Raw genomic sequence first — 24,610 nt, 5'->3', positions numbered from 1 at the left:
GCCATGAAGGCTCTTCTGCTTACCCTGAGTGCGCTGTTGATCAGCGCCTCCAGCCTGGCGGCGACGCCGTGGCAACGCATCCAGCAGCCGATCACCGGCGCACCGCAGTCAATCGGCGGCTTTGCCAACGGCTGTATTGTTGGCGCCGAGGCGCTGCCGCTGAATTCACCGCACTATCAGGTGATGCGTCAGGATCAGCGGCGCTACTTTGGTCATCCCGATCTGATTCAGTTTATTCAGCGTCTCAGTACGCAGGTGCATAACCTGCAACTGGGCAACGTGCTGATTGGTGACATGGGCATGGCAGCAGGCGGACGTTTCAGCAGTGGTCACGCCAGCCATCAGACCGGACTGGATGTCGATATCTGGCTGCAACTGCCGAAAACCCGCTGGAGCGCCCAGCAACTGCTGAAGCCGCAGCCGCTCGATCTGGTCGGGCCGGGTGACAAAAATGTGATTGCGCGTCACTGGCAGCCAGAAATTGATAGCCTGATTAAACTGGCCGCCAAAGATGATGATGTGACACGGATCTTCGTCAATCCGGCGATTAAAAAGCAGCTTTGTGCCGATGCGGGTAACGATCGTGACTGGCTGCGTAAAGTGCGCCCGTGGTTTGCTCACCGTGCCCATATGCATGTGCGCCTGCGCTGCCCGGCGGGCAGTATCGGCTGTGAAGATCAGCCTGCACCGCCTGCTGGCGATGGCTGTGGCGCAGAGTTGCAGAGCTGGTTCCTGCCAAAACAGCCTGGCTCGGGCGCGCCGGTGAAACGTGAGCCGCCGCCATTACCGCCTGCCTGTCAGGCCCTGCTGGATAAACATCTACTGTAAGGGATTCCATGGATTGGTTTGTGGTCAGCCCGCTGCTCGTCGGGCTGCTGTTTTTAATCGCCATGCTCGCCGGTTTTATTGATTCAATCGCGGGTGGCGGGGGATTACTTACGGTACCTTCGTTGCTGGCGGCGGGCCTCTCTCCGGCCCAGGCGCTGGCGACCAATAAACTGCAATCGGTCGGCGGATCGTTTTCCGCCAGTCTCTACTTTATCCGGCGTGGTGCGGTCAATCTGAATGAACAGTGGCTGAACATTGCCATGACGCTGCTGGGTTCCGTGCTGGGCGCGATACTGATTCAGCGCCTGCAGGCGGATTTCCTGCGCCAGATGTTGCCGCTGTTTTTAATCGCTATCGGTCTGTGGTTCCTGCTGATGCCGCGACTCGGCGAAGTGGATCGCGCGCGCCGTCTGCATGGTCTGGCCTTTGCACTGGTCGGCGGCGGGGCAGTGGGATTCTATGACGGATTTTTCGGACCGGGCGCAGGATCTTTTTATGCGCTGGCTTTCGTCACGCTCTGCGGCTACAACCTTGCCAAAGCGACCGCCCATGCCAAGGTCCTCAACTTCACCTCGAACCTCGGCAGCCTGCTGTTCTTTATGTTCGGCGGCAAAGTAGTGTGGGGAACCGGCCTGATCATGATGCTCGGCGCTTTCTGCGGCGCGCGTCTGGGCGCAAGACTGGTGCTGAGCCGCGGACAGAAGCTGATCCGCCCGATGGTGGTGATTGTGTCTGCCGTCATGAGCATTAAATTACTGTGGGACAGCCATGGCAGCGCCGTTATGGCCTGGCTTGCCACGCTGCAATCGTAACCTAAAACCTGATACCGTCATGAACCCGACTCATCATTATGAACAGCTGATCACGCTGTTTGATCGCTGTTTCAGCGATGAATTTCAGACCCGTCTAATTAAAGGCGATGATGAACCGATCTATCTTCCTGCTGATGCCGAATCGCCGTGGAATCGTGTGGTCTTTGCTCACGGCTTCTACGCCAGCGCCTTGCATGAGATCTCTCACTGGTGCATCGCCGGTGAAGCGCGCCGCAAACTGGTCGATTTTGGCTACTGGTACTGTCCGGATGGCCGCGATGCGCTGACCCAGAGTCAGTTTGAAGCGGTGGAAGTGAAGCCACAGGCGCTGGAGTGGATGTTTTGTACGGCGGCAGGCTTTCCCTTCAACGTGAGTTGTGACAATCTCGACGGGGATTGTGAGCCGGATCGCATTGCGTTCCAGCGTAAAGTGCATGCTCAGGTCATGAGCTATCTGACGTCGGGCATTCCCGACCGTCCCGCGCGTTTTATTACCGCCCTGGCGGAATTTTATGGCAGGCCTTCATTAACAGCATCGCAGTTTCCCTGGCCGGACGATCTGTGATGCAGAAAGGCATTATTAAAAGAGGAATTGAGATGATCGCAGAATTTGAAGCGCGTATTCTGGCCCTGATTGACGACATGGTCGAGCATGCCAGTGACGATGAGCTGTTCGCCAGCGGTTATCTGCGCGGGCATCTGACACTGGCCGTCGCTGAAGTGGAGCAACTGGGCGAACATACGCCAGAAGCGCTGCAGATTCAGGTAACCCGCAGTCTGCAAAATGCCATTGCTGCCGGAGAACTTTCGCCGCGCGATCAGGCATTAGTGGTCGGGATGTGGGATAACCTGTTTGTTCAGGCACGCCAGCTCTCCGCGTAGTGGTGCAGGGCGGCGTGCCGCCCTTAGCGTCCGCTAAACGGCTTTTCCCTTCAGTAATTTCCTCACCCAGTAACGATTCGGATTGAGTGCTGCCAGGGTACTGGCATCCAGAGGCTGCGGCTCGCCCGCCAGCTGAGCTGCCAGCACTTCGGCCGCCAGCGGCGCACTGCACAGGCCGCGCGATCCCAGCGCCCCAAACAGATACAAGCCCGCAAGATCGGGTGCGTCAGCGATATCGCTGCCTGCCGCCTGCTGTGCCGGTAAATCAGTATACTGCGCCAGCGTAGCAGCATAATCCGGCACGCCGCCCACCATCGGCAGGTGATCCCGGGTGGCGCAGCGCACCCCCATTCTTGCCTCTCCGTCACTGACATCCACCGTTTCGGGCCAGCTGCTGTCAGGCAGGCAATGCAGCAGGCGGCTGCGGTTCTCCTGCTGATCCTCTTCCCGATACGCGGTTGCGGTATCGCCACGGTGATAGCTGGCCCCAATACAGTGCGTACCAAACTGCGGGCTGACAGGCGTCAGATAGCCGTCGTAACAGAGCACCGTTTGCAGCGCGTTGAGGCCCGGCGTGGAGGGAACATGGCTTACCTGACCGGCTACCGGATAGGTCGGCAGCGGGGCGCTTTGCGCAAAGTCAGCAATCGCATGACCGTTTGCCAGTACGACGGTCGGATGACGCACAGCCGGACGATCGCTGAACGTCAGCATCCAGTGATCATCCTCACGGGAAAGCGCGCTCACCCGGTGCAGCCAGTGAATGCGCAATCCCTGGGTTTCGCCATGCGCCAGCATCGCGGTGGTCAGCTCTGCCGGTGAGAGCCAGCCGCCTTGCGGATAGAAAATGCCGCCACAGCCATGTTCAACATTTGCCCGTTTTTCAGCTTCTGCCACATCGACGCCACAGGCGATGATTTCAGGCAGGTCCATCGCCAGCATCTGATCGATCTTCTTACGGCTTTTCTCATCCCAGCCCAGCTGCAGCACACCGCTCCAGTGATGCTCATAGGTGACGGTTAATTGATCATAGAGCCGCCGGGCAAAGCTGAAGGCCGAGGGGAAAAAAGTGGCAAGTGCCGGGTCGTGCTGATTGAGCAGCGGATAGAGCGCTCCCTGACGGTTGCCGGATGCGCCCAGCGCGGGCGCCTCATCGGCGCAATAAAGCGTTACCCGCCAGCCGCGACGCAGCAGCGCCAGCGCCAGGGTGGCACTGGCGACGCCGCCGCCAATCAGGGCTACATCACGCTGCTCCGCAGCCTGACGATGATACCAGGGCTGTGCGGCGGGCAGCGGAGGCGCATCCTGCAACGGCCCGCATAGCATTTCGCGCTTCGGACCAAATCCTTTGCGGCGGATGACCGCAAAGCCCGCCTGCTGCAGACCGCGCCGGACAATGCCTGCGGCGGTAAAGGTCGCGAAGGTCCCCTGCGGCCGCGCCAGTTTTGCCATCATGCCGAACAGCTCCGGCGTCCACATATCCGGGTTCTTTGAGGGCGCGAACCCATCCAGGAACCAGGCATCTACCTGACGATTCAGGCTCTCATCCAGCTGGCCCATCAGCAGGTTAATATCGCCCAGCCACAGGTCGAGCGTGATGCGGCCGCCATCAAACAGCAGACGCTGACAGCCGGGCAGGGCAGCGGGCCACTGCGCCTGCAGCGCCTCCGCCCAGGGGGCCAGTTCGGGCCAGTGCTGCTGCGCCGCAGTTAAATCTTCACGGGTTAACGGAAATTTCTCAAAGCTGATGAAATGCAGACGTTTTAAAGTGGCGTCGGGCTGTTCGCGCTGAAACGCATCGAACGCCTGCCACAGCGTCAGGAAATTAAGACCGGTGCCAAAACCGCTCTCCGCCACGATCAGCAGATCGCGCGGATGCTCAGTAAAACGCTGGGGAAAACCGTTGCCGCCAAGGAAGACATAGCGTGTCTCTTCCAGACCGTTGTCATTAGAGAAATAGACATCGCCAAACGCTCGGGAAACAGGTGTACCCTGTTCATTCCAGTTTAGCTTTGCATGTTCAACCGGGGTCAATTTCACGGTAAAGGCTCGTTTTTCAGGCAGTGGCGCGATTCTAGCGACCCGCGTGACATGACGCAAATTTACAAAAGGAAATAGCTGATCGGACTTGTTCGGCGTACAAGTGTACGCTAGAGTGCATGCCAATTAAGAAGAAGTGGATGAGGAAGATTGAATGAAACGTGCTGTGATTACTGGCTTAGGGATCGTTTCCAGTATTGGTAATAACCAGCAGGAGGTGCTGTCATCTCTGCGTGAAGGACGCTCTGGCATCACCTTTTCTGAAGAGATGAAAGATTCCGGCATGCGTAGTCACGTCTGGGGTAACGTTAAATTAGATACCACCGGCCTCATCGATCGCAAAGTTGTGCGCTTTATGAGTGATGCGTCCATCTATGCTTATCTTTCCATGGAAGAAGCGATTAAAGATTCTGGCCTCAGCGCTGAAGCGTATCAGAGCAACCCACGTGTGGGTCTGATTGCGGGTTCAGGCGGCGGCTCCCCACGTTTCCAGGTATTTGGTGCTGACGCAATGCGCAGCCCACGCGGCCTGAAAGCGGTTGGCCCTTATGTTGTCACCAAAGCGATGGCCTCTGGCGTCTCTGCCTGCCTCGCAACGCCATTCAAAATTCATGGCGTAAACTACTCGATTAGCTCCGCCTGTGCCACCTCTGCGCACTGTATCGGTAACGCCGTTGAGCAGATCCAGCTTGGCAAACAGGATATCGTTTTTGCGGGCGGCGGCGAAGAGCTGTGCTGGGAAATGGCCTGTGAGTTCGACGCCATGGGCGCGCTCTCTACCCGTTACAACGACACGCCAGAAAAAGCGTCACGCACTTATGACAATGAGCGCGACGGCTTTGTTATCGCCGGTGGCGGTGGCATGGTCGTCGTTGAAGAACTGGAGCATGCGCTGGCACGTGGTGCGCATATCTATGCCGAAATCGTCGGTTATGGTGCCACTTCAGACGGTGCAGACATGGTTGCTCCATCAGGTGAAGGCGCAGTGCGCTGCATGAAGATGGCGATGCACGGTGTCGATACCCCGATTGACTATCTGAACAGCCATGGAACCTCTACCCCGGTGGGTGATGTGAAAGAGCTGGGTGCGATTCGTGAAGTGTTTGGCGATAACACGCCATACATCTCAGCAACGAAAGCGATGACCGGCCACTCTCTGGGTGCGGCTGGCGTGCAGGAAGCGATCTACTCGCTGCTGATGCTGGAGCATGGCTTTATCGCGCCAAGCATCAACATCACCTCGCTTGATGCGGCAGCAACCGGTATGAACATCGTCACTGAGCCGATGGAAAAAGAGCTGACTACCGTGATGTCTAACAGCTTTGGTTTTGGCGGCACCAACGCCACATTGACCATGCGTAAATATCAGGCGTAATTATTACGTCAGCACTCTGAAGGGCCGGCTTGCCGGCCCTTTTTGTTTTACAGCCCATCCGCTTTACCTCATTCAACCCTCCGTTTTAGCCCTCCCGCTGCAGCAGCCGCAGCAATGTATCGCATCCTGCCACAATCTCGTCAGGCGTCAGTGCGGCAAAGCCCAGCATCCAGCCTTGCTGAGATGAAGGCCCGGCATAGAGCGGACTCAGACGCGGCAGCAGCAAACCCTGTTGAGCCGCCAGTGCGCTTAATCGCGCTTCATCCTGTTGCAGTCTGACAGTTACCTGTAATCCGCCGCTGCTGACAATCGGCGTGATCCACGGCGACAGTTGCTGAGCGATTAGCGTCAGCAGCAGATCGCGACGGCTGTGATAGAGCTGACGCATCAGCCGCAGATGGCTGGCGAAATGTCCCTGTTGCAGAAAGGCGGCGGTGACAGCCTGCGGCAGCAGGGCGCTGTGTCCATCCAGCACGCTGCGTGCCTGGCCTATGGGGGTAATCAGCGCAGGCGGGACCACCATCCAGGCCAGCCGCAGGGAGGGAAACAGCGACTTCGAGAAGGTGCCCAGCGTAATCACCCGCTGATGGCGATCCAGTCCCTGTAGCGCAGGGATAGGACGTTCGTCGTAGTGAAATTCGCTGTCATAATCGTCTTCGATCAGCCAGCACCGGTTGCGCTGCGCCCAGTCCAGCCACGCCAGGCGTCGCGTCAGGCTCAGCGTCACGCCGGTAGGGTAATGATGCGATGGCGTCAGATACATCAGTTTTGCACTGCCGCTGGCGGGGATGGCACCTTCGGCATCGACCTCAATCCCGCGCACCTGTGCGCCGGCAGCCAGAAAGGCGTTACGCGCACCAGGATAGCCCGGCTCCTCCATCCATACCTCATCACCGGGATCGACGAACATCATTGCCAGTAACTGCAGTGCCTGTTGTGAACTGGTCAGAATGATCACCTGTTCCGGCTGGCATGCCACGCCCCGGGAAAGTGCCAGATAATCCGCGAGTGCGCTGCGTAACGGCAGGTAGCCGCAGGGATCGCCATATCCCATTGCGGCACTGCCTAGTGAACGCTGCACGCTGCTGCCGAGGCGTCGCCACGTGTCATGGGGAAAAGCGCGTAACTCCGGTGAACCGGCGGCGAATGCATGGGGAAAAGGGGGATCCTGACAGCCACCGGTTGCCAGTACCTGCTGGCCCCGCGCCGAGAAACGGACGGGCTGAGGCCGGGCCGGAAATGATGATGAGTGGGTGGGGATGATGATGGCAACAAAAGTACCGCGACCGGTCTCGCGTCGCAGATAGCCTTCACTTTCCAGCTGTCCGTAGGCCGCTTCCACCGTCACACGTGACAGACGCAGATCCTGCGCCAGCTGCCGACTGGACGGCAACTGCTGACCAGCATGCAGATGGTGCCGGTTGATCGCCAGTCGCAGGGTAGAGCAGAGCCGCTCGCGCACGCCGCCACTGGTCTGATGCTGAAAAAGTTGTAATAACGGTGAAGACATATGGGTCTTATACCTGATGGGGAATGGGTATCAGTAAGCAGTCCACTTTGCCGTAAACTGCAGACTCACCACAACAGGAGAATCGCTATGTCATCGGTTTTACGAATTCCGGCCGCCACCCCGCAGCAAAGCCTCGACTATCTGCAGGCAAAACTCGCTTTTTACACCGACGCCTGGGATCTGGCGGAAGATCTGGAACGGCAAATCCCGGATATCGTGGTAATCGATGCTCGTGCGCCGGAGGCTTATCGCGCCGGGCATATTTGCGGCGCGATCAACTTTCCGCATCGCGAGATGGATGCCACTACGACGGCCCGGCTTGATCGCAGTAAAGTTTATGTCACGTATTGTGACGGCATTGGCTGTAACGGCTCGACGAAAGCGGCCTGGAAACTGGCCTCGCTGGGATTTCAGGTGAAGGAGTTGATTGGCGGGCTGGATTTCTGGAAACGTGACGGTCATCCGCTGACCTGGGGTGATGCACCGGGCGAATGGCCAGTCGCCACGCCCAAAGCATTCTGTGGCTGTTAACTCAGAGGACCAGCCAGAGTAAAAGGGTGATGACAACCAGTGCGACAAAGAAACCCAGCAGGGGGCGCTCTGCCAGAGGCTGAATCGCGGGCGGCAGCGACGCAACAAAGGGCGACCAGATCGGCTGCGGTTTAATCTCGCTGGCAGCCAGCGGCTGTTCGAGAAGTTTTTCTGCCCGGTCGGCGCGACGGCTGAACAGGAAGTTCAGCAGATCCTGGGTCTGCGTTACGGTGAGCACCGTCTGCGGTGTCGCCTGGAAACGCTGCTGGCTGTAATCCTCCAGTTGCTGCCGCTCCTGCTGATCAAGCGGCTGTTTCAGGGACGCTTCCAGCAATTGCAGCGTCGGTGCACTGTGCTGACTCAGCGTCTGACGTACCTGCAGATACTGGGTCAGCAGCGGGAAGTGGCGCGACGGGATGGGATCACCGCTGGTCAGGTTGACCAGTTTCAGCGCAGCCGTCCACAGCTTACCGGTGGATTCGCCCGTGGCAGCGGCCAGGCGTACCACCTGCTGATTCAGCGTATGGTGCTCGGCAGGCAGCAGCGTGCGATCGCTGACGCGGATCTGCTGCGGCTGAGGAATCGTCATCTGCCCGTTCTGCAGCATCGTCAGCACCTGGCGCAGCTGATCCTGGCTCAGCGCGCTCAGTACGGTCTGACCAAATTGCTGACGGATAAAGTCGCTGACGGCCTGACGGTTATTCCCTTTCGGCAGCAGATCGGTGAGCTGGGTCATCAGCTGGCGTGTGGCATGCCCATTTTGCGTCTGCGTAAGGCGGCCATTAAGGTACTGTTCCGCTGCCGGAAAATGACGCGACTGTAATTCCGCTTCACTCTTTACGCCCACTTCATGGCGTACGCCCGCCCACAGTTCAGGCGCTTTAAGATTACTGAGCGATGAGATACGCACGATCAGGCGTTCTAACGTTGTGCGCTGCGCAGGGGAGAGGGGCTGTTCACCGGCCACTGAACCGTGACGCGTTACGCCAGTTTGCGGATTGACAGATGAACGATCGCCGACCGGCACACCGGGGCCGCTGAGTGGTTGCATGGCGGATTCCTTGGGAAAACAGAACAGCGTGGGGTGCGCCGGAAAATGAATAGGCCATGATAGCAAAAGCCCCCGGGAAATCCCACGGGGGACATGCGTTTCGGCGCGAGATTTACGCTTCAGCTGTAGCCTTTCTTCACTGCCATCCTCAACAGCACCCTCACTCGCCACAGCCGCGCTATTCAGGCCTGTGGGTGGCTCACCGGTTTACGGCGGGATAAGGGGGTACGCAGCCGCTGCGCCAGTATCACACCGCCAAGCGTCAGACCGCCGCCAATCCAGTGGTAACTATGTAGTTGCTCATGCAGGAAAATCACCGCGATCACCGCGGTAAATACCGGGATCAGATTCATAAAGATACTGGTGGTGCTGGCACCCAGACGCTGCACACCGTGGATCCACAGGAACGGCGCGATGATCGAAGCAAACAGACCGGCAAAGGCCACCAGCGGCAGGTTGTGCCGGTTAAGCGCCACCTCGGGGGCCAGCAGAAAACCAGGCAACAGCAGTACGACACCAAATAAAATCTGCACATACAGGCTTTGCCAGATCGGCAGCGGCAGCGCCCAGCGGCGTGTCAGCACGCCATACAGCGCATAGGCGGCAGAGGCGGCCAGCATCAGCAGTTCACCTTTGCCCAGACCGTGATTCAGCAGCTGCATCACGTTGCCCTCACTGACCAGCCACACCAGACCGGTAAAGGAGATGATGCTGCCGAGCAGGATGCCCAGCGTCGGCGCAATCCGTAGGATCACCACGCTCAGCAGCACGGTGAGCAGGGGGATGAGGGCGCCGATAATGCCCATAAAGAGTGCGCTGACACTTTGTGCTGCGTAGTAGGCGAGACTCTGATAGAGCACCATGCCGAGCAGGCCAAGGATCGCCAGCCGCCAGAGGTGCGGTTTAATGACCTGACGCGTGCGCCACACGCCGGGCAGCACAAAGGGCGTCAGCACCAGCAGCGCCAGTAACCAGCGGTAGAATGAGATCGCCGCCGGATCGATCGCATCCGCCGAGAGTTTGCTGACAATTGAGTTGATCGACCAGATTATTACCGCAAAGAGCGGGTACAGGAAAAACATGCTGACTCTCCACACGCCATAATGAGGCGCAGTGTACGCTTGTCCGGATTTATTCAGATAGTTAATATCGGACAAAATTAGTTGTGGAGCGGACAGAATGACCCTGAAAGTGATCTACCAGCCGCCCCTTGACGCGCCGCAACTGCGCTACTTTATGCGTTATGAGCAGGCCAATGCCCGCACCGAATATCTGCCGCATGCGCATGCCTGGGGTCAGCTCATTATGGTGAAAAGCCACGTACTGGAGATGCAGGTCGAGGGTGAGCGATTGCTGACACCGGCAGATATTCCGGTCTGGATCCCACCGGGTCAGCTTCACAGTAGCTATAACCATCGTCAGGCACAGTTCCGTACTTTTAATCTGGCGGCTCCGTTATGCGCCGATCTGCCCCGGCGCGCCTGCCTGCTGCTGGTCGATCCCATTGCACATGCCATTATGGATGAGTTTGCTGAGCAGCAAATCGAGCAACCCGAAACGGATGCGCAGTGGCGGCTGTGCGAGGTGCTGCGCGATCGCCTGCAGCTGGCGCAGGTACAGGAGAGTTATCTGCCCACCTCTGACGATAAATTTCTGGCGCCGGTGTTACATGCGCTGGAAGCGCATCCGGGCGATAACACCACGCTGGCAGGCTGGGCGGCGCGGGTCTTTACCACCGAACGGACGCTGGCGCGGCGCTGCCAGCAGCAGCTTCATATGACCTTTGGCGAGTGGCGGCAGCGGCTGCGGTTTCTGCGCGCCATTGTGCTGCTGGAGCAGGGGGAAAGCGTGCAGAGCATCGCCCATGAGCTGGGGTACGGTTCAGCTTCGGCGCTGATTGTGATGTTCCAGCAACAGGCGGGAACCACGCCCGAACGCTACCGTGCGCGGTTAGGCTAACGCGTCGCTTTGTGCCAGAATAATTGCTTGATATGTAACTGACAGGAAAGCCGTGGTGAAAATTCTGGTCGATGAAAATATGCCTTATGCCCGTGAGCTATTCAGCCGTACCGGCGACGTGGTCGCGGTGCCGGGGCGTCCGCTGCCGGTGGCTGAACTGGCCGATGCCGATGGCCTGATGGTGCGCTCAGTCACCCAGGTTAATGAGGCCCTGCTGGCAGGAAAGCCGGTGAAATTTGTCGGAACCGCCACGGCGGGCACCGATCATATCGACGAGACCTGGCTGCAGCAGGCGGGCATTGCGTTCTCTGCCGCACCCGGCTGTAACGCCATTGCGGTGGTGGAGTATGTTTTTTCTGCGCTGCTGCTGCTGGCGGAACGCGATGGTTTCCAGCTGCGTGACCGCACTGTCGGCATCGTTGGCGTCGGTAACGTCGGTGGGCGACTGCAAAAGCGTCTTGAGGCCTGGGGCATCAAAACCCTGCTGTGCGATCCGCCGCGCGCCGATCGCGGTGACGAGGGGGATTTCCTGTCGCTGGAGGCTGTGACAGAGCAGGCTGATATTCTGACGTTCCATACGCCGCTGTTTAAAGAGGGCCCGTATAAAAGCTGGCATCTGGCGGATGCGGCGCTGCTGATGGCGCTAAAGCCTAATACTATTCTGATCAACGCCTGTCGCGGCCCGGTGGTGGACAACAGCGCGCTGCTGGAGGTGCTGAAAATGCGGCACGATCTTAGCGTCGTGCTGGATGTCTGGGAGCCGGAGCCGGATCTGTCGCTGGCGCTGCTGGATAAGGTCGATATCGCCACGCCGCACATCGCGGGCTACACGCTGGAAGGCAAAGCGCGCGGCACCACCCAGGTGTTTGAAGCCTGGTGCGACTTTATTGGTCAGCCGCAGCAGGTGCCGCTCAGTACCTTACTGCCGGTGCCGGAATTCAGTGAAATCACCCTGAATGGCCCGCTGGATCAGCCAACGCTGAAACGCCTGGCGCATCTGGTGTATGATGTGCGCCGCGATGATGCCCCCCTGCGTAAAGTGGCGGCGAAACCCGGCGAGTTTGATCGCCTGCGCAAGCAGTATCAGGAGCGCCGCGAGTGGTCATCGCTGCAGGTGAACTGCGATGACGCCACAACCGCTGAGCTGCTGAACCAGCTGGGCTTTAACGCAATCATCTCCCCGGAATAGCGGGCGCTGCAGGTCAGGCGCCCTGGCGCGGTTTCCGCACTGAATTAATCAGTGAACGGAAGGCGGGCGCTGCTGGCATGTCTGCATGACGGCGGGTTCTGGGGGGATATACCCAATGGATTTCGGGTTGCATTGAGGCGGCAAGAGAACGAATCCCGATGAGCTTACTCAGGTAAGTGATTCGGGTGAGTGAACGCAGCCAACAAAGATGCAACGTGAAAGACGACGGGGATAAATCTGAATCCCTGGGCGGTGAATATCACCGCCTTCTGTTTTTATGTCATTGTCTGGAGTAAACCAACATGTCTGACGGCTGGAATATTGCGCTACTTGGCGCGACAGGCGCAGTAGGGAACGCTGTACTGGAACTGCTGGCGGAACGCCAGTTCCCGGTTGGTGAATTATATTTGCTGGCCAGCGAAAACAGCGCGGGCGAAATCAAACGTTTCGAAGGCCGCTCGGTGCGGGTCGAAAATGCGGAGACGTTCGACTGGTCACAGGCGCAGCTGGCCTTTTTCGTGGCGGGACGTGACGCCTCGGCGCGCTTTGCCGAGGAAGCGGCCAATGCCGGTTGTCTGGTAATCGACAGCAGCGAGCTGTTTGCGCTGGAACCCGATGTGCCGCTGGTGGTGCCGGATGTGAATCCGCAGGTGCTGGCAGATTATCGCAATCGCAACATCATCAGCGTGGCGGATAACCTGGTAAGCCAGCTGCTGACCGCAATTAAACCGCTGGTGGATGCGGCCGGATTGAGTCGTTTACAGGTGACTAACCTGATCTCAGTCTCCAGCTACGGCAAATTGGCTGTCGATGCGCTGGCCGGGGAAAGTGCCCGCCTGCTGAACGGTCTTCCGGCCGATGAACACCATTTTGGTCGTCAGCTGGCGTTTAACCTGATGCCACAACAGGCCGACGCAGAAGGCAGCGTGGAGAGTGAGCGTCGCCTGATTGATCAGGTGCGTAAGGTATTGCAGGACGAAGGCTTACCGATTGCGGTCAGCAGCGTACAGGCTCCGGTGTTCTACGGTAATGCGCAGATTGTGCATATCGAAAACCTGCGCCCGCTCTCTGCTGAAGAAGCGCGTGCCGAACTGGCGCTGGCGTCAGATATTCGTCTGAGCGAAGAGGATGAAGTGCCGACGCCGGTCACGGATGCCTCAGGCAACGGCGAACTGAGCATCGGCGCTGTGCGCAACGACTACGGTATCCCGGAGCTGCTGCAGTTCTGGTCAGTAGCGGACAACATTCGTTTTGGCGGCGCGCTGATGGCGGTGAAAACCGCTGAGAAACTGGTTCAGGAGTATCTGTAACCATGTCCGATGGTCAGACGCAAAAACTGGCGCTCGGCATCGAGTATGACGGCAGCCGTTACTACGGCTGGCAGCGTCAGAATGAAGTCCGCAGCGTGCAGGAGAAGGTTGAGCGCGCGCTGTCGAAAGTCGCCGATCATCCGGTCAGTATTTTTTGTGCTGGCCGCACCGATGCTGGCGTACACGGGACGGGGCAGGTGGTCCATTTCGAGACCACCTCGCAGCGGCCTGATGGCGCCTGGACGCTGGGCGTCAACGCCAATCTGCCGCCGGATATTGCGGTGCGCTGGGTGAAAGCGGTGCCGGATGAATTTCATGCCCGCTTCAGCGCCACGGCCCGACGCTATCGCTACCTGATCTACAATCAGCGTCTGCGTCCGGCGGTGCTGGCGCAGGGCGTGACGCACTTTTACCATCCTCTGGATGCAGAGAAAATGCAGCGAGCCGGGCAATGTTTGTTAGGCGAGAATGATTTCACCTCATTCCGAGCCGTGCAGTGCCAGTCGCGTACACCGTGGCGCAACGTGATTCACCTCAACGTGACGCGTCAGGGCCCCTACGTGATTGTGGATATCAAAGCCAACGCCTTTGTGCATCACATGGTGCGCAATATCGTGGGCAGCCTGATGGAGATAGGCTGCGGCAATAAGCCGGAGTCATGGATGGCAACGCTGCTGGCGGCGAAGGATCGGACATTAGCCGCAGCCACAGCCCGGGCAGAGGGGTTGTATCTGGTGGCGGTGGATTACCCATCCCACTTTGCGTTACCACAGCCGTCGATGGGACCGTTGTTCCTCGCGGATTAATTCACTTTCAGGACTTAAAAGGGCGCGCCATGGAGTTTCTCCATTTTCTGGTTGATTTTATTCTGCACATTGATGTGCATCTTGCCGAACTGGTTGCACAGTACGGTATCTGGATTTACGCTATTTTGTTCCTGATTTTGTTCTGCGAAACCGGTCTGGTGGTGACGCCCTTCCTGCCGGGTGACTCGTTGCTGTTTGTGGCGGGCGCACTGGCGGCGTTGCCGGGTAACGATCTTAATGTGCATGTGATGGTGGCATTATTAGTGGTGGCCGCGGTTCTGGGCGACGCAGTGAACTACACCATTGGCCGCCTGTTTGGCGAACGGTTGTTCAGTAACCCGAACTCGAAGATTTTCCGTCGCAGCCATCTGGATAAAACCCATGCGTTTTATGCCCGTCATGGTGGAAAAACCATTATCCTGGCGCGCTTCGTGCCGATCGTGCGAACCTTTGCGCCGTTTGTTGCCGGTATGGGCCATATGTCCTATCGCCACTTCGCGCTGTTCAACGTAACGGGTGCGCTGCTCTGGGTGCTGCTGTTCTCCTATGCCGGCTACCTGTTTGGCGATCTGCCGGTGGTGCAGGAAAACCTGAAGCTGCTGATTGTGGGCATTATCCTGGTCTCGATTCTGCCAGGTGTGATTGAAGTCTGGCGTCATCGCCGTCAGGCTAAGCAGCAGAAGCAGCCGTAAGGCTGCGCTCAGGGGTAAGACCAGATTTTTATCCACAGTCTGAACAGGTTGTGGTTTAATGAGCGACATTTACCGTCTGCTGAAGCGGTTTTCAGCAGTATCAAGACGACTGGACCAGGTCAGTTTTAAACAGAAAGGTCATCAATGAGCTGGATTGAACGCATTCTTAATAAAAGCACCGGAACGCCTGTGCGCAAAGCCAGTATCCCGGAAGGGGTCTGGACCAAGTGTGACAGCTGTGGTCAGGTGCTCTACCGCGCCGAGCTGGAGCGTAATCTTGAGGTCTGCCCGAAGTGTGACCATCACATGCGGATGCACGCCCGTGAGCGCCTAGGCAGTGTCCTCGATCAGGGCACGATGGTTGAGCTGGGTAGTGAACTTGAACCTAAAGATCTGCTCAAGTTCCGTGACTCCAAAAAGTACAAAGATCGTCTGATCGCGGCCCAGAAAGACACCGGTGAGAAAGATGCGCTGGTGGTCATGAAAGGTCAGCTGCACGGCATGCCGGTTGTTGCGGCGGCCTTTGAATTTGCCTTTATGGGCGGTTCAATGGGCTCTGTGGTCGGTGCGCGTTTTGTACGTGCGGTTGAGCAGGCGTTAGAAGATAACTGCCCGCTGATCTGCTTCTCCGCCAGCGGCGGGGCGCGTATGCAGGAAGCGCTGCAGTCGCTGATGCAGATGGCGAAAACCAGTGCGGCACTGGCAAAAATGCGTGAGCGCGGTCTGCCTTATATTTCCGTGCTGACTGACCCGACTATGGGTGGTGTTTCGGCCAGTTTTGCCATGCTGGGCGACCTCAATATCGCGGAACCTAAAGCACTGATCGGCTTTGCCGGCCCACGCGTTATTGAGCAGACCGTGCGTGAAAAACTGCCGCCGGGCTTCCAGCGCAGTGAGTTCCTGATTGAAAAGGGCGCGATTGATATGATCATTCGCCGTCCGGAAATGCGCTACAAACTGGCAAGCCTGCTGGCAAAAATGATGAACCTGCCGGCACCGCTGCATGACGGTGAACAGTCCGCTCCGGCGACGACTGAATCGGAAAGCAACGAGGCCTGACAGGAGATAGAGAGGTGCGTCCAAAGCACCTCTTACCAATGCACCGTATACCGCAGCAGCAGCCTGCCAGGTATAAATAAGCAAAACGGGACATATGGACAATCTTCACCTTCCCCAAGCCACGTCGCCTTTGGCCACGTGGCTTTATTATCTTGAGCACCTGCATACTCAGGCCATTGAACTGGGTCTGGACCGTATTCGTCAGGTAGCGCTTCGTCTCGACCTGCTGAAACCCGCTCCTTTTGTCTTTACCGTGGCCGGTACCAATGGCAAAGGCACCACCTGTCGCACCCTGGAAACGCTGCTGATCGCCGCGGGCTACCGCGTTGGCGTGTACAGCTCACCGCATCTGGTGCGCTATACCGAGCGCGTTCGGGTTCAGGGAGAGGAGCTGAGTGAAGCGCAGCACTGCGCCAGTTTTGCGGAGATTGAAGCCGGACGTGCAGATATTTCGCTGACCTATTTTGAATTTGGCACGCTCTCTGCGTTGAATCTGTTCCGCCAGGCGCAGCTGGATGTCGTGATCCTCGAAGTCGGCCTAGGCGGACGGCTGGATGCGACAAACATTGTGGATGCCGATGTCGCGGTGGTCACCAGCATTGCACTCGATCACACCGACTGGCTTGGCCCGGATCGCGAAAGCATTGGGCGTGAAAAAGCCGGTGTGTTCCGGGCGGGGAAACCTGCGGTAGTGGGTGAACCGGATATGCCGCAGAGTATTGCCGTGGTCGCACAGGAAAAAGGTGCGCAGCTGTTGCAGCGCAACCGTGACTGGTCGTGGCATGCGCAGGCAGAAAGCTGGTCACTGCGTGATGCGACGGGTGAGCTGAACGATCTGCCGCTGCCGCAGGTGCCGCTGCCTAACGCGGCGACCGCGCTGGTGGCGCTGCGGGTCTCCGGGCTTGAGGTCAGTGAGGCGCAGATTCGCGCCAGCCTGCCGCTGGCGATGCTGCCAGGCCGTTTTCAGACCCTCAGCGAATCACCGCGCGTTATTCTGGATGTCGCCCATAACCCGCATGCGGCAGCGTATCTGGCGTCGCGGCTGGCGTCACTGCCGAAACGCGGCAAAGTGCACGCCGTGGTGGGCATGCTGCATGATAAAGATATCGCCGGAACGCTGGCGGCGCTGGCACCGGTGGTCGATGCCTGGTACTGCGCGCCCCTCGAGGGTCCGCGCGGCGCCAGTGCTGAGCAACTGCTGAACAACCTGTCGCAGGGCGAGGCTTTTAGTTCGGTTGAGCTCGCCTGGCAGCAGGCACGCCAGCGGGCAGCGCCGCAGGACATTGTGCTGGTCTGTGGTTCATTCCACACCGTTGCACAGGTCATGGAATCGATTGAAACGGAGAAAGGACGTGGCAAGTAAGTTTCAGAACCGTTTAGTCGGCACCGTTATTCTGGTCGCCGTTGGCGTGATTGTGCTGCCAGGGCTGCTGGATGGTCAGAAAAAGCATTACAAAGAGGAGTTCGCCGCCATTCCGCTGGTGCCGAAACCTGACGATCAGCAGGACAGCGAAATGGTGCCGCCGGTAACCCAGTCGCTGCCGGCACAGCCGCCGGAAGGCGCGGGCAATGCGGTCAGCAGCAGCAATGGCAACGGTAAAACCAACGCTACGGCAGAGCAGGGTCGGACTCAACCGGAAGACGAGAGCGATCCGGTAGTGGTCTCGCCGCCGCCGGTCCATCAGTCTGTGCCCGCACAGACGGTGACGAAGCCGAAGGTCGTTGAGCAGCAGAAACCGAAAGTAACAGAGCAGCCTAAGCAGAAGCCGGTCGAACAGCAGAAGCCAAAAGTCGTGGAGCAGCCTAAACCTAAACCGGTTGAACAGCCTAAAGTGGTCGAACAGCCGAAGCAGGAAGAGGCGCCAAAATCAGCAGAGACGACAGCGCCGGCAGGGCAGGCTTATGTGGTGCAGTTAGGTGCGCTGAAAAACGCCAGCAAAGTGAATGAGATTGTCGCGCAGCTGCGGCTGTCGGGCTATCGCGCCTTTACCGTTCCTTCAACGCCGGTACAGGGTCAGATCACCCGCATTTACGTTGGGCCTGATGCGTCGAAAGCCAAAATGCAGAGTGCGGTTGGCGAGCTGAAAAGTATCTCAGGACTGGGCGGTGTCGTGAAACCCTACAGCGCCCGCTAAAACGGGCGATTGGCGCTGCCGATAGCAGTAACAGGCAGCGTCTTTTACCCCTCAGACAGCGCGTTTAATGCGCGCTGCCGCGAAAAAAATTGACGATTTTCAACGGCCTGTCCGGCTGAGAATCACCCGGGCGATAGCGTTTTTTTTCATCGCCTTTTTTATGGATGCAGAAAAAGAAAACCGCTACGCAAACGTTTTCTTTTTCTGTTAGAATGCGCCCCGAACTGGATGCAGGGGTGCAATTGCACTGGCGCTGGAAGAGTTCATGATCTGGATTGATTACGTCATTATTGCGGTAGTTGGTTTTTCGGCTCTGGTCAGCCTGGTCCGTGGGTTTGTCCGTGAAGCCTTATCTCTTGTTACCTGGGGATGCGCGTTTTTTGTCGCCAGTCATTACTACGCCTACCTTGCAGTCTGGTTTACAGGGTTTGACGACGAACTGGTTCGTAACGGTATCGCCATCGGTGTGCTGTTTGTGGCGACCCTGATTGTGGGGGCCATTGTGAACTACGTTATCGGCACGCTGGTGGAAAAAACCGGCCTGTCGGGAACCGACCGGGTGTTGGGCGTCTGTTTCGGGGCATTGCGTGGTGTGCTGATCGTAGCCGCTTTGCTGTTCTTCCTCGATACATTCACTGGGTTTTCCAAAAGTCCGGACTGGCAACAGTCTCAACTCATTCCCGAGTTCAGTTATATAATCAGGTGGTTTTTTGATTACCTGAAAAGCACGTCGAGTTTTTTACCCCGGTGATGTGACCGGGAGTGCGGCTTAATGAGGAAATGACAACATGTGCGGTATTGTCGGTATCACCGGTTTCATGCCGGTCAACCAGTCGATCTATGACGCGTTAACGGTGCTCCAGCACCGCGGGCAGGATGCCGCAGGCATTTGTACTATCGATGCGCTGAAATGTTTTCGCCTGCGAAAGGCAAACGGCCTGGTCAGCGACGTTTTCGAAGCACGCCACATGCAGCGTCTGCAGGGCAATATGGGGATCGGTCACGCGCGTTATCCAACCGCGGGAAGCTCCAGTGCCTCTGAAGCGCAGCCATTCTATGTAAACTCCCCGTATGGCATCACCCTGGCGCACAACGGTAACCTGACCAACGCCCATGTGCTGCGTAAGCACCTGTTTGAAAAGGGCCGCCGTCACGTTAATACCACCTCAGATTCTGAAATCCTGCTGAACATCTTTGCGCAGGAGTTAGATCGTTTCCAAAACGATCCGCTGACAGCCGACAACATCTTTGCTGCGGTTGCTGCCGTGCATCAGCAGGTGCGCGGAGCCTATGCGGTAGTGTCGATGATTATCGGCCACGGCATGGTCGCCTTCCGTGATCCTAACGGTATCCGTCCGCTGGTGCTGGGCAAGCGCGTTATCGCTGATGGCCGCACCGAATATATGGTCGCCTCCGAGAGCGTGGCGCTGGATACGCTGGGCTTTGAGTTCATCCGTGACGTTGCACCGGGTGAAGCGGTTTATGTGACTGAGGCGGGCCAGCTGTCTACCCGCCAGTGCGCTGAAAATCCGAAAAGCAATCCTTGCCTGTTCGAGTATGTCTATTTTGCGCGTCCCGACTCCTTCCTCGACAAAATCTCGGTCTACAGCGCCCGTGTTCGTATGGGCACCAAGCTGGGTGAGAAAATTGCGCGCGAGTGGGAAGATCTCGATATCGACGTTGTGATTCCGATTCCTGAAACCTCCACCGATATCGCGCTGGAAATTGCACGTATTCTCGACAAACCCTATCGCCAGGGCTTCGTGAAGAACCGGTACGTTGGCCGTACTTTTATCATGCCGGGCCAGCAGTTACGCCGCAGCGCGGTGCGCCGCAAGCTCAACGCTAACCGCGCCGAATTCCGTGATAAAAATGTGCTGCTGGTGGATGACTCTATTGTTCGCGGTACCACCTCAGAGCAGATTATCGAGATGGCGCGTGAAGCGGGCGCAAAAAGGGTTTATCTGGCGTCAGCGGCGCCGGAAATTCGTTTCCCGAACGTCTACGGTATCGATATGCCCAGCGCCACGGAACTGATTGCGCATGGCCGTGAAGTGGAAGAGATTCGCCAGCTGATTAAAGCCGATGCGCTGATCTTCCAGGATCTGGACGATCTGATCGAAGCGGTTCGCGAAGAGAATCCGGACATTGCACAATTTGAGTGCTCGGTGTTCAACGGCATTTACGTGACGAAAGATGTCGATCAGCAATATCTGGAGTATCTCGAGTCGCTGCGTAATGATGATGCCAAAGCGCTTCAGCGGCAGAACGAAGTCGAAAACCTCGAGCTGCACAACGAAGGCTGATACCTTCAGCAGGCGGGCAGCATAAAACAGGGCGGGAGCAATCCCGCCCTGTTTGTTTTCAGAAACCCGCAGGCCGCGTATGATGGCCCATTGGCTGAAATAAGGTTGGAATATGAAACGACTCATCATTGGCATCTCTGGCGCAAGCGGGGTGATCTATGGCGTGCGCATGCTGCAGGTGTTGCAGCAGGTGGAAGAAGTAGAAACGCATCTGGTTATGAGTCAGGCGGCGCGTCAGACGCTGGGACTGGAGAGCGATTATTCGCTGCGTGACGTGCAGGCGCTGGCCGATGTGGTGCATGACGTGCGCGATATTGCAGCAAATATCTCATCTGGATCGTTTAAAACGCTGGGCATGGCGATTTTACCCTGCTCAATGAAAACGCTCTCTGGCATCGTCCACAGTTACAGTGACTCGTTGCTGACCCGTGCGGCTGACGTGGTGTTAAAAGAGCAGCGTAAGCTGGTGCTGTGCGTGCGCGAAACCCCGCTGCATGTTGGGCATCTGCGAATGATGACCACCGCCGCAGAGCTGGGTGCCATTATCATGCCACCCGTGCCGGCATTTTATCATCGGCCTGAAACGATCGATCAGCTGATCGATCAGACCGTTAACCGGGTTATCGACCAGTTTGATATCGAATTATCGGAAGATCTCTTCACGCGCTGGCAGGGTGCATAAAGTTCCGCTGGCGCACTTATTTAGTGCATAAGCGCGCCTCGGATCACTCTTCGTGCATTTGACGCACCAAAAGTTAACAACGTCGCTTTTTCTCTTTTACTTCACTGCTATATTCCCCTCACAAACACAGCGTTTTCGCCTGTCTGACATCACGCTAACAGCGTGGTTAACTTGCAGAACTGGCATGAAACATGCAAATTACTTTGCGCAAACACATCACGAACCACATAACAAAAAGCACTTCACTTGAGGGTAATCTATGAAAAAGCGTGTTCTGGCTCTTTCCCTGATGCTGGGCTTATCCAGTGCTGCCAGCGTTTTCGCGGCGGTTCCGGGTTCAATCCGTATCGGCACAGATCCAACTTACCCACCGTTTGAGTCGAAAAACGCGCAAGGCAAGTTAGTGGGCTTCGATATCGACCTCGCTAACGAAATCTGTAAACGTATTCATACCCAATGTACCTATGTTGAGAGCGACTTTGATGCGCTGATCCCTTCGCTGAAAGCGAAGAAAATTGATGCCATCATCTCCTCACTTTCCATCACAGCGAAACGTCAGGAAGAGATCGCCTTCTCGGAAAAACTCTACGCCGCTAACGCGCGTTTAGTCGCGCCGAAGGGATCGAAAATTGAGCCGACCATTGAGTCCCTGAAAGGCAAAAACATCGGTCTGCTGCAGGGCACCACCCAGGAAACTTACGCCAATCAGAACTGGCGGCCAAAAGGGGTGAACGTCACACCTTATGCAAACCAGGATCTGGTCTATCAGGATCTGAATGCCGGTCGTATTGATGCTGCCTTCCAGGATGAAGTGCAGGCCAGCGAAGGGTTCCTGAAGCAGCCGGTCGGTAAAAATTACGCCTTCGCCGGTCCGGCCGTGAAAGATGACAAGATTTTTGGCGTCGGTACCGGCATGGGACTGCGTAAAGATGACAGCGAACTGAAAGCCGCCATCGACAAAGCCTTTGCTGACATGCGTAAAGATGGCACCTACGACAAGATTGCGAAGAAATACTTCGATTTCAACGTGTACGGCGACTAACCATCCTGTCGCTTTACCCTCTGTGTCCGTTTTGCCGGGTCTGAGCCGGTTCTGCCAGGTGCAGAATCGGGTTCTTTTCCGCTAATGGCGGATGGCATCTGCAACAGAGAAGTAAAGCTAAACTGCCCGTCTCGCTTGCGGGCAGCGTTTCGTTTTCACCCCACGACAGGACCCTTTCGATGCTGTATGGCTATTCTGATGTAATTCTTCGGGGCACGCTGGTGACGCTGGAGCTGGCGCTCACTTCGGTCGTGCTGGCAGTGCTGCTGGGCCTGATTGGCGCAGGCGCGAAACTGTCGCGCAGCCGGCCACTGGCGATGATTTTTGAAGGCTACACCACGCTGATTCGTGGCGTGCCAGACCTTGTACTGATGCTGCTGATCTTCTACGGTCTGCAGATTGTCCTCAACCAGATAACCGATGCGCTGGGTATGGCGCAGTTTGATATCGACCCGATGGTCGCCGGTATCATCACGCTCGGCTTTATCTATGGTGCCTACTTCACCGAAACGTTCCGCGGCGCCTTTATGGCCGTGCCTCAGGGGCAGATTGAAGCAGCAACCGCGTTTGGCTTTACCGGCGCGCAGGTGTTCCGCCGCATTCTGTTTCCGGCCATGATGCGCTACGCGCTGCCAGGCATCGGCAACAACTGGCAGGTGATTCTGAAAGCCACCGCGCTGGTCTCGCTGCTGGGGCTGGAAGATGTGGTGAAGGCGACGCAGCTGGCAGGAAAAAGTACCTGGCAGCCGTTCTACTTCGCCATTGTGGCCGGTGTGATTTATCTGGTATTTACCACGCTGTCAAACGGTGTGCTGTGGTGGCTCAACCGGCGCTATACGGTAGGTGTAAAGAGGGCGAGTTATGATTGATATTATTCAGGAATACTGGAAATCGCTGCTCTGGACTGACGGTTATCGTTTTACCGGTGTAGCTATCACCCTGTGGCTGCTGATCCTCTCGGTCACCATTGGCGGATGTCTGGCAATCCTGCTGGCGATAGCGCGGGTTTCCCCTAACCGGTTTATCAGCTTTCCGGTCTGGCTCTTCACCTACGTCTTTCGCGGCACGCCGCTCTATGTGCAGCTGCTGGTGTTCTACTCCGGCATGTACACGCTGGAGATTGTGAAAGGCACTGAACTGCTGAATGCCTTTTTCCGCAGTGGTCTGAACTGTACCCTGCTCGCCTTTACCCTCAACACCTGCGCCTACACCACGGAAATTTTTGCCGGTGCGATTCGCTCGGTGCCACACGGTGAAATTGAGGCGGCACGGGCGTACGGCTTCTCTACTTTTAAACTCTATCGCTGCATTATCCTGCCATCGGCGCTGCGTACGGCACTGCCGGCCTACAGCAACGAAGTGATTCTGATGCTGCACTCCACGGCGCTGGCCTTCACCGCCACCGTGCCGGATCTGCTGAAAATCGCGCGGGATATTAACTCGGCGACCTATCAGCCGTTTACCGCCTTTGGTCTGGCGGCTGTGTTGTACCTGATTATCTCTTACGTGTTGATCAGCCTGTTCCGCCTGGCGGAACGTCGCTGGCTGGCCCACGTGAAACCCTCTTCATCGCATTGAGTAGAACTATGGCTGACAATAAATTAAGCGTCACCGAATTGCATAAGCGTTACGGTGAACATGAAGTGCTGAAAGGGGTCTCGTTAACTGCTAAAGCGGGCGATGTGATCAGTATCATTGGATCGTCCGGCTCAGGGAAAAGTACCTTTTTACGCTGCATCAACTTCCTCGAAAAACCGAGTGAAGGCAGCATCATGGTGAATAACCAACAAATCACCTTAGTCCGTGACAAAGATGGTCAGCTCAAAGTGGCTGACAAAGAGCAGCTGCGCGCGTTACGTACCAGCCTGACCATGGTGTTCCAGCATTTTAATCTGTGGAGTCACATGACCGTGCTGGAAAACGTGATGGAAGCCCCGATTCAGGTGCTGGGGCTGAGTAAAGCGGCGGCGCGTGAGCGTGCCATCAAATACCTCGATAAAGTCGGGATTGATGCGCGAGCGCAGGCAAAATATCCGGTTCACCTCTCCGGTGGTCAGCAGCAGCGTGTGTCGATTGCGCGCGCGCTGGCGATGGAGCCAGAGGTGTTGCTGTTTGACGAACCCACTTCGGCGCTTGATCCGGAGCTGGTCGGGGAAGTACTGCGCATCATGCAGAAGCTGGCTGAGGAGGGCAAAACCATGGTGGTCGTGACCCACGAGATGGAGTTTGCCCGTCACGTCTCCAGCCATGTCATTTTCCTGCATCAGGGTAAAATCGAAGAGCAGGGACCGCCTGCGGAACTGTTCGGCAGTCCGAAAAGCCCACGTTTACAGCAGTTCCTCAAGGGATCGCTGAAGTAACGGTTAGATGTTAGTTAAGGCGAGGGAATCAGGGCACCGGC

The 24,610-nt window shown here is 57.2% G+C and carries 25 protein-coding genes; 21 read left to right on the top strand and 4 right to left on the bottom strand.

Annotation, left to right across the window (positions count from 1 at the left end; all coding sequences use genetic code 11):
• The first annotated feature begins 3 nt into the window (after positions 1-3).
• From mepA to PAG01S_RS11330, 4 genes are read left to right on the top strand one after another with little or no spacing between them, the layout of a single operon-like run.
• Positions 4-828, top strand: a complete 825-nt coding sequence (gene mepA / locus PAG01S_RS11345) for a penicillin-insensitive murein endopeptidase (protein ID WP_010257953.1) — start codon at positions 4-6, stop codon at positions 826-828.
• An 8-nt stretch (positions 829-836) separates the two neighbouring features.
• Positions 837-1,640, top strand: a complete 804-nt coding sequence (locus PAG01S_RS11340; protein WP_010257955.1) for a sulfite exporter TauE/SafE family protein — start codon at positions 837-839, stop codon at positions 1,638-1,640.
• A gap of 19 nt (positions 1,641-1,659) precedes the next feature.
• Positions 1,660-2,205, top strand: coding sequence for an elongation factor P hydroxylase (locus PAG01S_RS11335; protein ID WP_003854284.1), 546 nt, complete (start codon positions 1,660-1,662; stop codon positions 2,203-2,205).
• A 32-nt stretch (positions 2,206-2,237) separates the two neighbouring features.
• Positions 2,238-2,522, top strand: coding sequence for a YfcL family protein (locus PAG01S_RS11330; protein ID WP_010257960.1), 285 nt, complete (start codon positions 2,238-2,240; stop codon positions 2,520-2,522).
• A 33-nt stretch (positions 2,523-2,555) separates the two neighbouring features.
• Here PAG01S_RS11330 and mnmC read toward each other — a convergent pair whose 3' ends face one another.
• The gene (mnmC, locus tag PAG01S_RS11325; RefSeq protein ID WP_062758715.1) at positions 2,556-4,562 is read right to left on the bottom strand and encodes a bifunctional tRNA (5-methylaminomethyl-2-thiouridine)(34)-methyltransferase MnmC2/FAD-dependent 5-carboxymethylaminomethyl-2-thiouridine(34) oxidoreductase MnmC1; all 2,007 of its coding nucleotides are present in this window, start codon (positions 4,560-4,562) and stop codon (positions 2,556-2,558) included.
• 154 nt (positions 4,563-4,716) lie between these two features.
• Here mnmC and fabB point away from each other — a divergent pair, with 154 nt between their 5' ends.
• The gene (gene fabB, locus PAG01S_RS11320) at positions 4,717-5,937 is read left to right on the top strand and encodes a beta-ketoacyl-ACP synthase I (protein WP_010257968.1); all 1,221 of its coding nucleotides are present in this window, start codon (positions 4,717-4,719) and stop codon (positions 5,935-5,937) included.
• A gap of 85 nt (positions 5,938-6,022) precedes the next feature.
• Here the strand turns inward: fabB and pdxR are convergent, their stop codons facing one another.
• Positions 6,023-7,447, bottom strand: a complete 1,425-nt coding sequence (gene pdxR / locus PAG01S_RS11315) for a MocR-like pyridoxine biosynthesis transcription factor PdxR (RefSeq protein ID WP_010671441.1) — start codon at positions 7,445-7,447, stop codon at positions 6,023-6,025.
• 87 nt (positions 7,448-7,534) lie between these two features.
• Between pdxR and PAG01S_RS11310 the strand changes: the two genes are divergently transcribed.
• On the top strand, positions 7,535-7,978 hold the full coding sequence (locus PAG01S_RS11310; RefSeq protein WP_062758712.1) for a rhodanese-like domain-containing protein: 444 nt from the start codon (positions 7,535-7,537) through the stop codon (positions 7,976-7,978).
• Between the two features lies 1 nt (position 7,979).
• On the opposite strand, the gene flk is transcribed toward PAG01S_RS11310, so the two are convergent.
• On the bottom strand, positions 7,980-9,029 hold the full coding sequence (gene flk, locus PAG01S_RS11305) for a flagella biosynthesis regulator Flk (protein ID WP_010671443.1): 1,050 nt from the start codon (positions 9,027-9,029) through the stop codon (positions 7,980-7,982).
• Positions 9,030-9,211: 182 nt separating this feature from the next.
• A complete protein-coding gene (locus PAG01S_RS11300; protein ID WP_010257979.1) occupies positions 9,212-10,111 on the bottom strand; it encodes a DMT family transporter in 900 nt (299 codons plus the stop codon).
• Positions 10,112-10,208: 97 nt separating this feature from the next.
• Here PAG01S_RS11300 and PAG01S_RS11295 point away from each other — a divergent pair, with 97 nt between their 5' ends.
• The 15 genes from PAG01S_RS11295 to hisP all read left to right on the top strand — a co-directional run bounded on the left by PAG01S_RS11295 (position 10,209) and on the right by hisP (position 24,569).
• The gene (locus PAG01S_RS11295) at positions 10,209-10,988 is read left to right on the top strand and encodes an AraC family transcriptional regulator (protein WP_062758709.1); all 780 of its coding nucleotides are present in this window, start codon (positions 10,209-10,211) and stop codon (positions 10,986-10,988) included.
• A gap of 55 nt (positions 10,989-11,043) precedes the next feature.
• Entirely contained in the window at positions 11,044-12,177 is a 1,134-nt protein-coding gene (pdxB, locus tag PAG01S_RS11290) for a 4-phosphoerythronate dehydrogenase PdxB (RefSeq protein WP_062758863.1), read from the top strand.
• A gap of 302 nt (positions 12,178-12,479) precedes the next feature.
• Positions 12,480-13,487 carry an aspartate-semialdehyde dehydrogenase gene (locus PAG01S_RS11285; protein ID WP_062758706.1) on the top strand — a complete coding sequence of 336 codons (1,008 nt, stop codon included), beginning with the start codon at positions 12,480-12,482 and terminating at the stop codon, positions 13,485-13,487.
• A 2-nt stretch (positions 13,488-13,489) separates the two neighbouring features.
• Positions 13,490-14,293 carry a tRNA pseudouridine(38-40) synthase TruA gene (gene truA / locus PAG01S_RS11280; protein ID WP_008926481.1) on the top strand — a complete coding sequence of 268 codons (804 nt, stop codon included), beginning with the start codon at positions 13,490-13,492 and terminating at the stop codon, positions 14,291-14,293.
• 29 nt (positions 14,294-14,322) lie between these two features.
• The gene (locus PAG01S_RS11275; protein WP_010257990.1) at positions 14,323-14,985 is read left to right on the top strand and encodes a DedA family protein; all 663 of its coding nucleotides are present in this window, start codon (positions 14,323-14,325) and stop codon (positions 14,983-14,985) included.
• A 144-nt stretch (positions 14,986-15,129) separates the two neighbouring features.
• A complete protein-coding gene (gene accD, locus PAG01S_RS11270; RefSeq protein WP_010257992.1) occupies positions 15,130-16,044 on the top strand; it encodes an acetyl-CoA carboxylase, carboxyltransferase subunit beta in 915 nt (304 codons plus the stop codon).
• Positions 16,045-16,138: 94 nt separating this feature from the next.
• Complete coding sequence (gene folC / locus PAG01S_RS11265; protein ID WP_062758703.1) at positions 16,139-17,407, top strand: bifunctional tetrahydrofolate synthase/dihydrofolate synthase; 1,269 nt, start codon at positions 16,139-16,141, stop codon at positions 17,405-17,407.
• Entirely contained in the window at positions 17,397-18,179 is a 783-nt protein-coding gene (dedD, locus tag PAG01S_RS11260; protein WP_062758700.1) for a cell division protein DedD, read from the top strand. The genes folC and dedD overlap by 11 nt, the downstream gene beginning before the upstream one ends.
• A gap of 265 nt (positions 18,180-18,444) precedes the next feature.
• Positions 18,445-18,930, top strand: a complete 486-nt coding sequence (cvpA, locus tag PAG01S_RS11255; protein ID WP_003854265.1) for a colicin V production protein — start codon at positions 18,445-18,447, stop codon at positions 18,928-18,930.
• Positions 18,931-18,967: 37 nt separating this feature from the next.
• The gene (gene purF / locus PAG01S_RS11250; protein ID WP_010258001.1) at positions 18,968-20,485 is read left to right on the top strand and encodes an amidophosphoribosyltransferase; all 1,518 of its coding nucleotides are present in this window, start codon (positions 18,968-18,970) and stop codon (positions 20,483-20,485) included.
• Positions 20,486-20,597: 112 nt separating this feature from the next.
• Positions 20,598-21,167 (top strand): UbiX family flavin prenyltransferase, encoded by a 570-nt coding sequence (locus tag PAG01S_RS11245; RefSeq protein WP_010258003.1) that lies wholly within the window; start codon positions 20,598-20,600, stop codon positions 21,165-21,167.
• Between the two features lie 259 nt (positions 21,168-21,426).
• On the top strand, positions 21,427-22,209 hold the full coding sequence (argT, locus tag PAG01S_RS11240) for a lysine/arginine/ornithine ABC transporter substrate-binding protein ArgT (RefSeq protein ID WP_010258004.1): 783 nt from the start codon (positions 21,427-21,429) through the stop codon (positions 22,207-22,209).
• A gap of 179 nt (positions 22,210-22,388) precedes the next feature.
• On the top strand, positions 22,389-23,078 hold the full coding sequence (locus tag PAG01S_RS11235; RefSeq protein ID WP_010258006.1) for a histidine ABC transporter permease HisQ: 690 nt from the start codon (positions 22,389-22,391) through the stop codon (positions 23,076-23,078).
• Complete coding sequence (locus PAG01S_RS11230; protein WP_010258010.1) at positions 23,071-23,787, top strand: ABC transporter permease; 717 nt, start codon at positions 23,071-23,073, stop codon at positions 23,785-23,787. Before PAG01S_RS11235 ends, PAG01S_RS11230 begins: the two co-directional genes overlap by 8 nt.
• Before the next feature lie 8 nt (positions 23,788-23,795).
• Positions 23,796-24,569, top strand: a complete 774-nt coding sequence (hisP, locus tag PAG01S_RS11225; protein ID WP_010258014.1) for a histidine ABC transporter ATP-binding protein HisP — start codon at positions 23,796-23,798, stop codon at positions 24,567-24,569.
• Positions 24,570-24,610 lie beyond the last annotated feature (41 nt).

It is taken from the genome of Pantoea agglomerans NBRC 102470 (assembly GCF_001598475.1).
Taxonomy (GTDB): Bacteria; Pseudomonadota; Gammaproteobacteria; order Enterobacterales; family Enterobacteriaceae; genus Pantoea; species Pantoea agglomerans.
Note: the sequence above shows the minus strand (reverse complement) of the source record. Positions and strands in the feature narration are given on the sequence as shown.

Coding starts and splice junctions, on each gene's coding strand:
- mepA (WP_010257953.1), top strand. CDS start 4: ATGAAGGCTCTTCTGCTTACCCTGAGTGCGCTGTTGATCAGCGCCTCC.
- PAG01S_RS11340 (WP_010257955.1), top strand. CDS start 837: ATGGATTGGTTTGTGGTCAGCCCGCTGCTCGTCGGGCTGCTGTTTTTA.
- PAG01S_RS11335 (WP_003854284.1), top strand. CDS start 1,660: ATGAACCCGACTCATCATTATGAACAGCTGATCACGCTGTTTGATCGC.
- PAG01S_RS11330 (WP_010257960.1), top strand. CDS start 2,238: ATGATCGCAGAATTTGAAGCGCGTATTCTGGCCCTGATTGACGACATG.
- fabB (WP_010257968.1), top strand. CDS start 4,717: ATGAAACGTGCTGTGATTACTGGCTTAGGGATCGTTTCCAGTATTGGT.
- pdxR (WP_010671441.1), bottom strand. CDS start 7,447: ATGTCTTCACCGTTATTACAACTTTTTCAGCATCAGACCAGTGGCGGC.
- PAG01S_RS11310 (WP_062758712.1), top strand. CDS start 7,535: ATGTCATCGGTTTTACGAATTCCGGCCGCCACCCCGCAGCAAAGCCTC.
- flk (WP_010671443.1), bottom strand. CDS start 9,029: ATGCAACCACTCAGCGGCCCCGGTGTGCCGGTCGGCGATCGTTCATCT.
- PAG01S_RS11300 (WP_010257979.1), bottom strand. CDS start 10,111: ATGTTTTTCCTGTACCCGCTCTTTGCGGTAATAATCTGGTCGATCAAC.
- PAG01S_RS11295 (WP_062758709.1), top strand. CDS start 10,209: ATGACCCTGAAAGTGATCTACCAGCCGCCCCTTGACGCGCCGCAACTG.
- PAG01S_RS11285 (WP_062758706.1), top strand. CDS start 12,480: ATGTCTGACGGCTGGAATATTGCGCTACTTGGCGCGACAGGCGCAGTA.
- truA (WP_008926481.1), top strand. CDS start 13,490: ATGTCCGATGGTCAGACGCAAAAACTGGCGCTCGGCATCGAGTATGAC.
- PAG01S_RS11275 (WP_010257990.1), top strand. CDS start 14,323: ATGGAGTTTCTCCATTTTCTGGTTGATTTTATTCTGCACATTGATGTG.
- accD (WP_010257992.1), top strand. CDS start 15,130: ATGAGCTGGATTGAACGCATTCTTAATAAAAGCACCGGAACGCCTGTG.
- folC (WP_062758703.1), top strand. CDS start 16,139: ATGGACAATCTTCACCTTCCCCAAGCCACGTCGCCTTTGGCCACGTGG.
- cvpA (WP_003854265.1), top strand. CDS start 18,445: ATGATCTGGATTGATTACGTCATTATTGCGGTAGTTGGTTTTTCGGCT.
- purF (WP_010258001.1), top strand. CDS start 18,968: ATGTGCGGTATTGTCGGTATCACCGGTTTCATGCCGGTCAACCAGTCG.
- PAG01S_RS11245 (WP_010258003.1), top strand. CDS start 20,598: ATGAAACGACTCATCATTGGCATCTCTGGCGCAAGCGGGGTGATCTAT.
- argT (WP_010258004.1), top strand. CDS start 21,427: ATGAAAAAGCGTGTTCTGGCTCTTTCCCTGATGCTGGGCTTATCCAGT.
- PAG01S_RS11235 (WP_010258006.1), top strand. CDS start 22,389: ATGCTGTATGGCTATTCTGATGTAATTCTTCGGGGCACGCTGGTGACG.
- PAG01S_RS11230 (WP_010258010.1), top strand. CDS start 23,071: ATGATTGATATTATTCAGGAATACTGGAAATCGCTGCTCTGGACTGAC.
- hisP (WP_010258014.1), top strand. CDS start 23,796: ATGGCTGACAATAAATTAAGCGTCACCGAATTGCATAAGCGTTACGGT.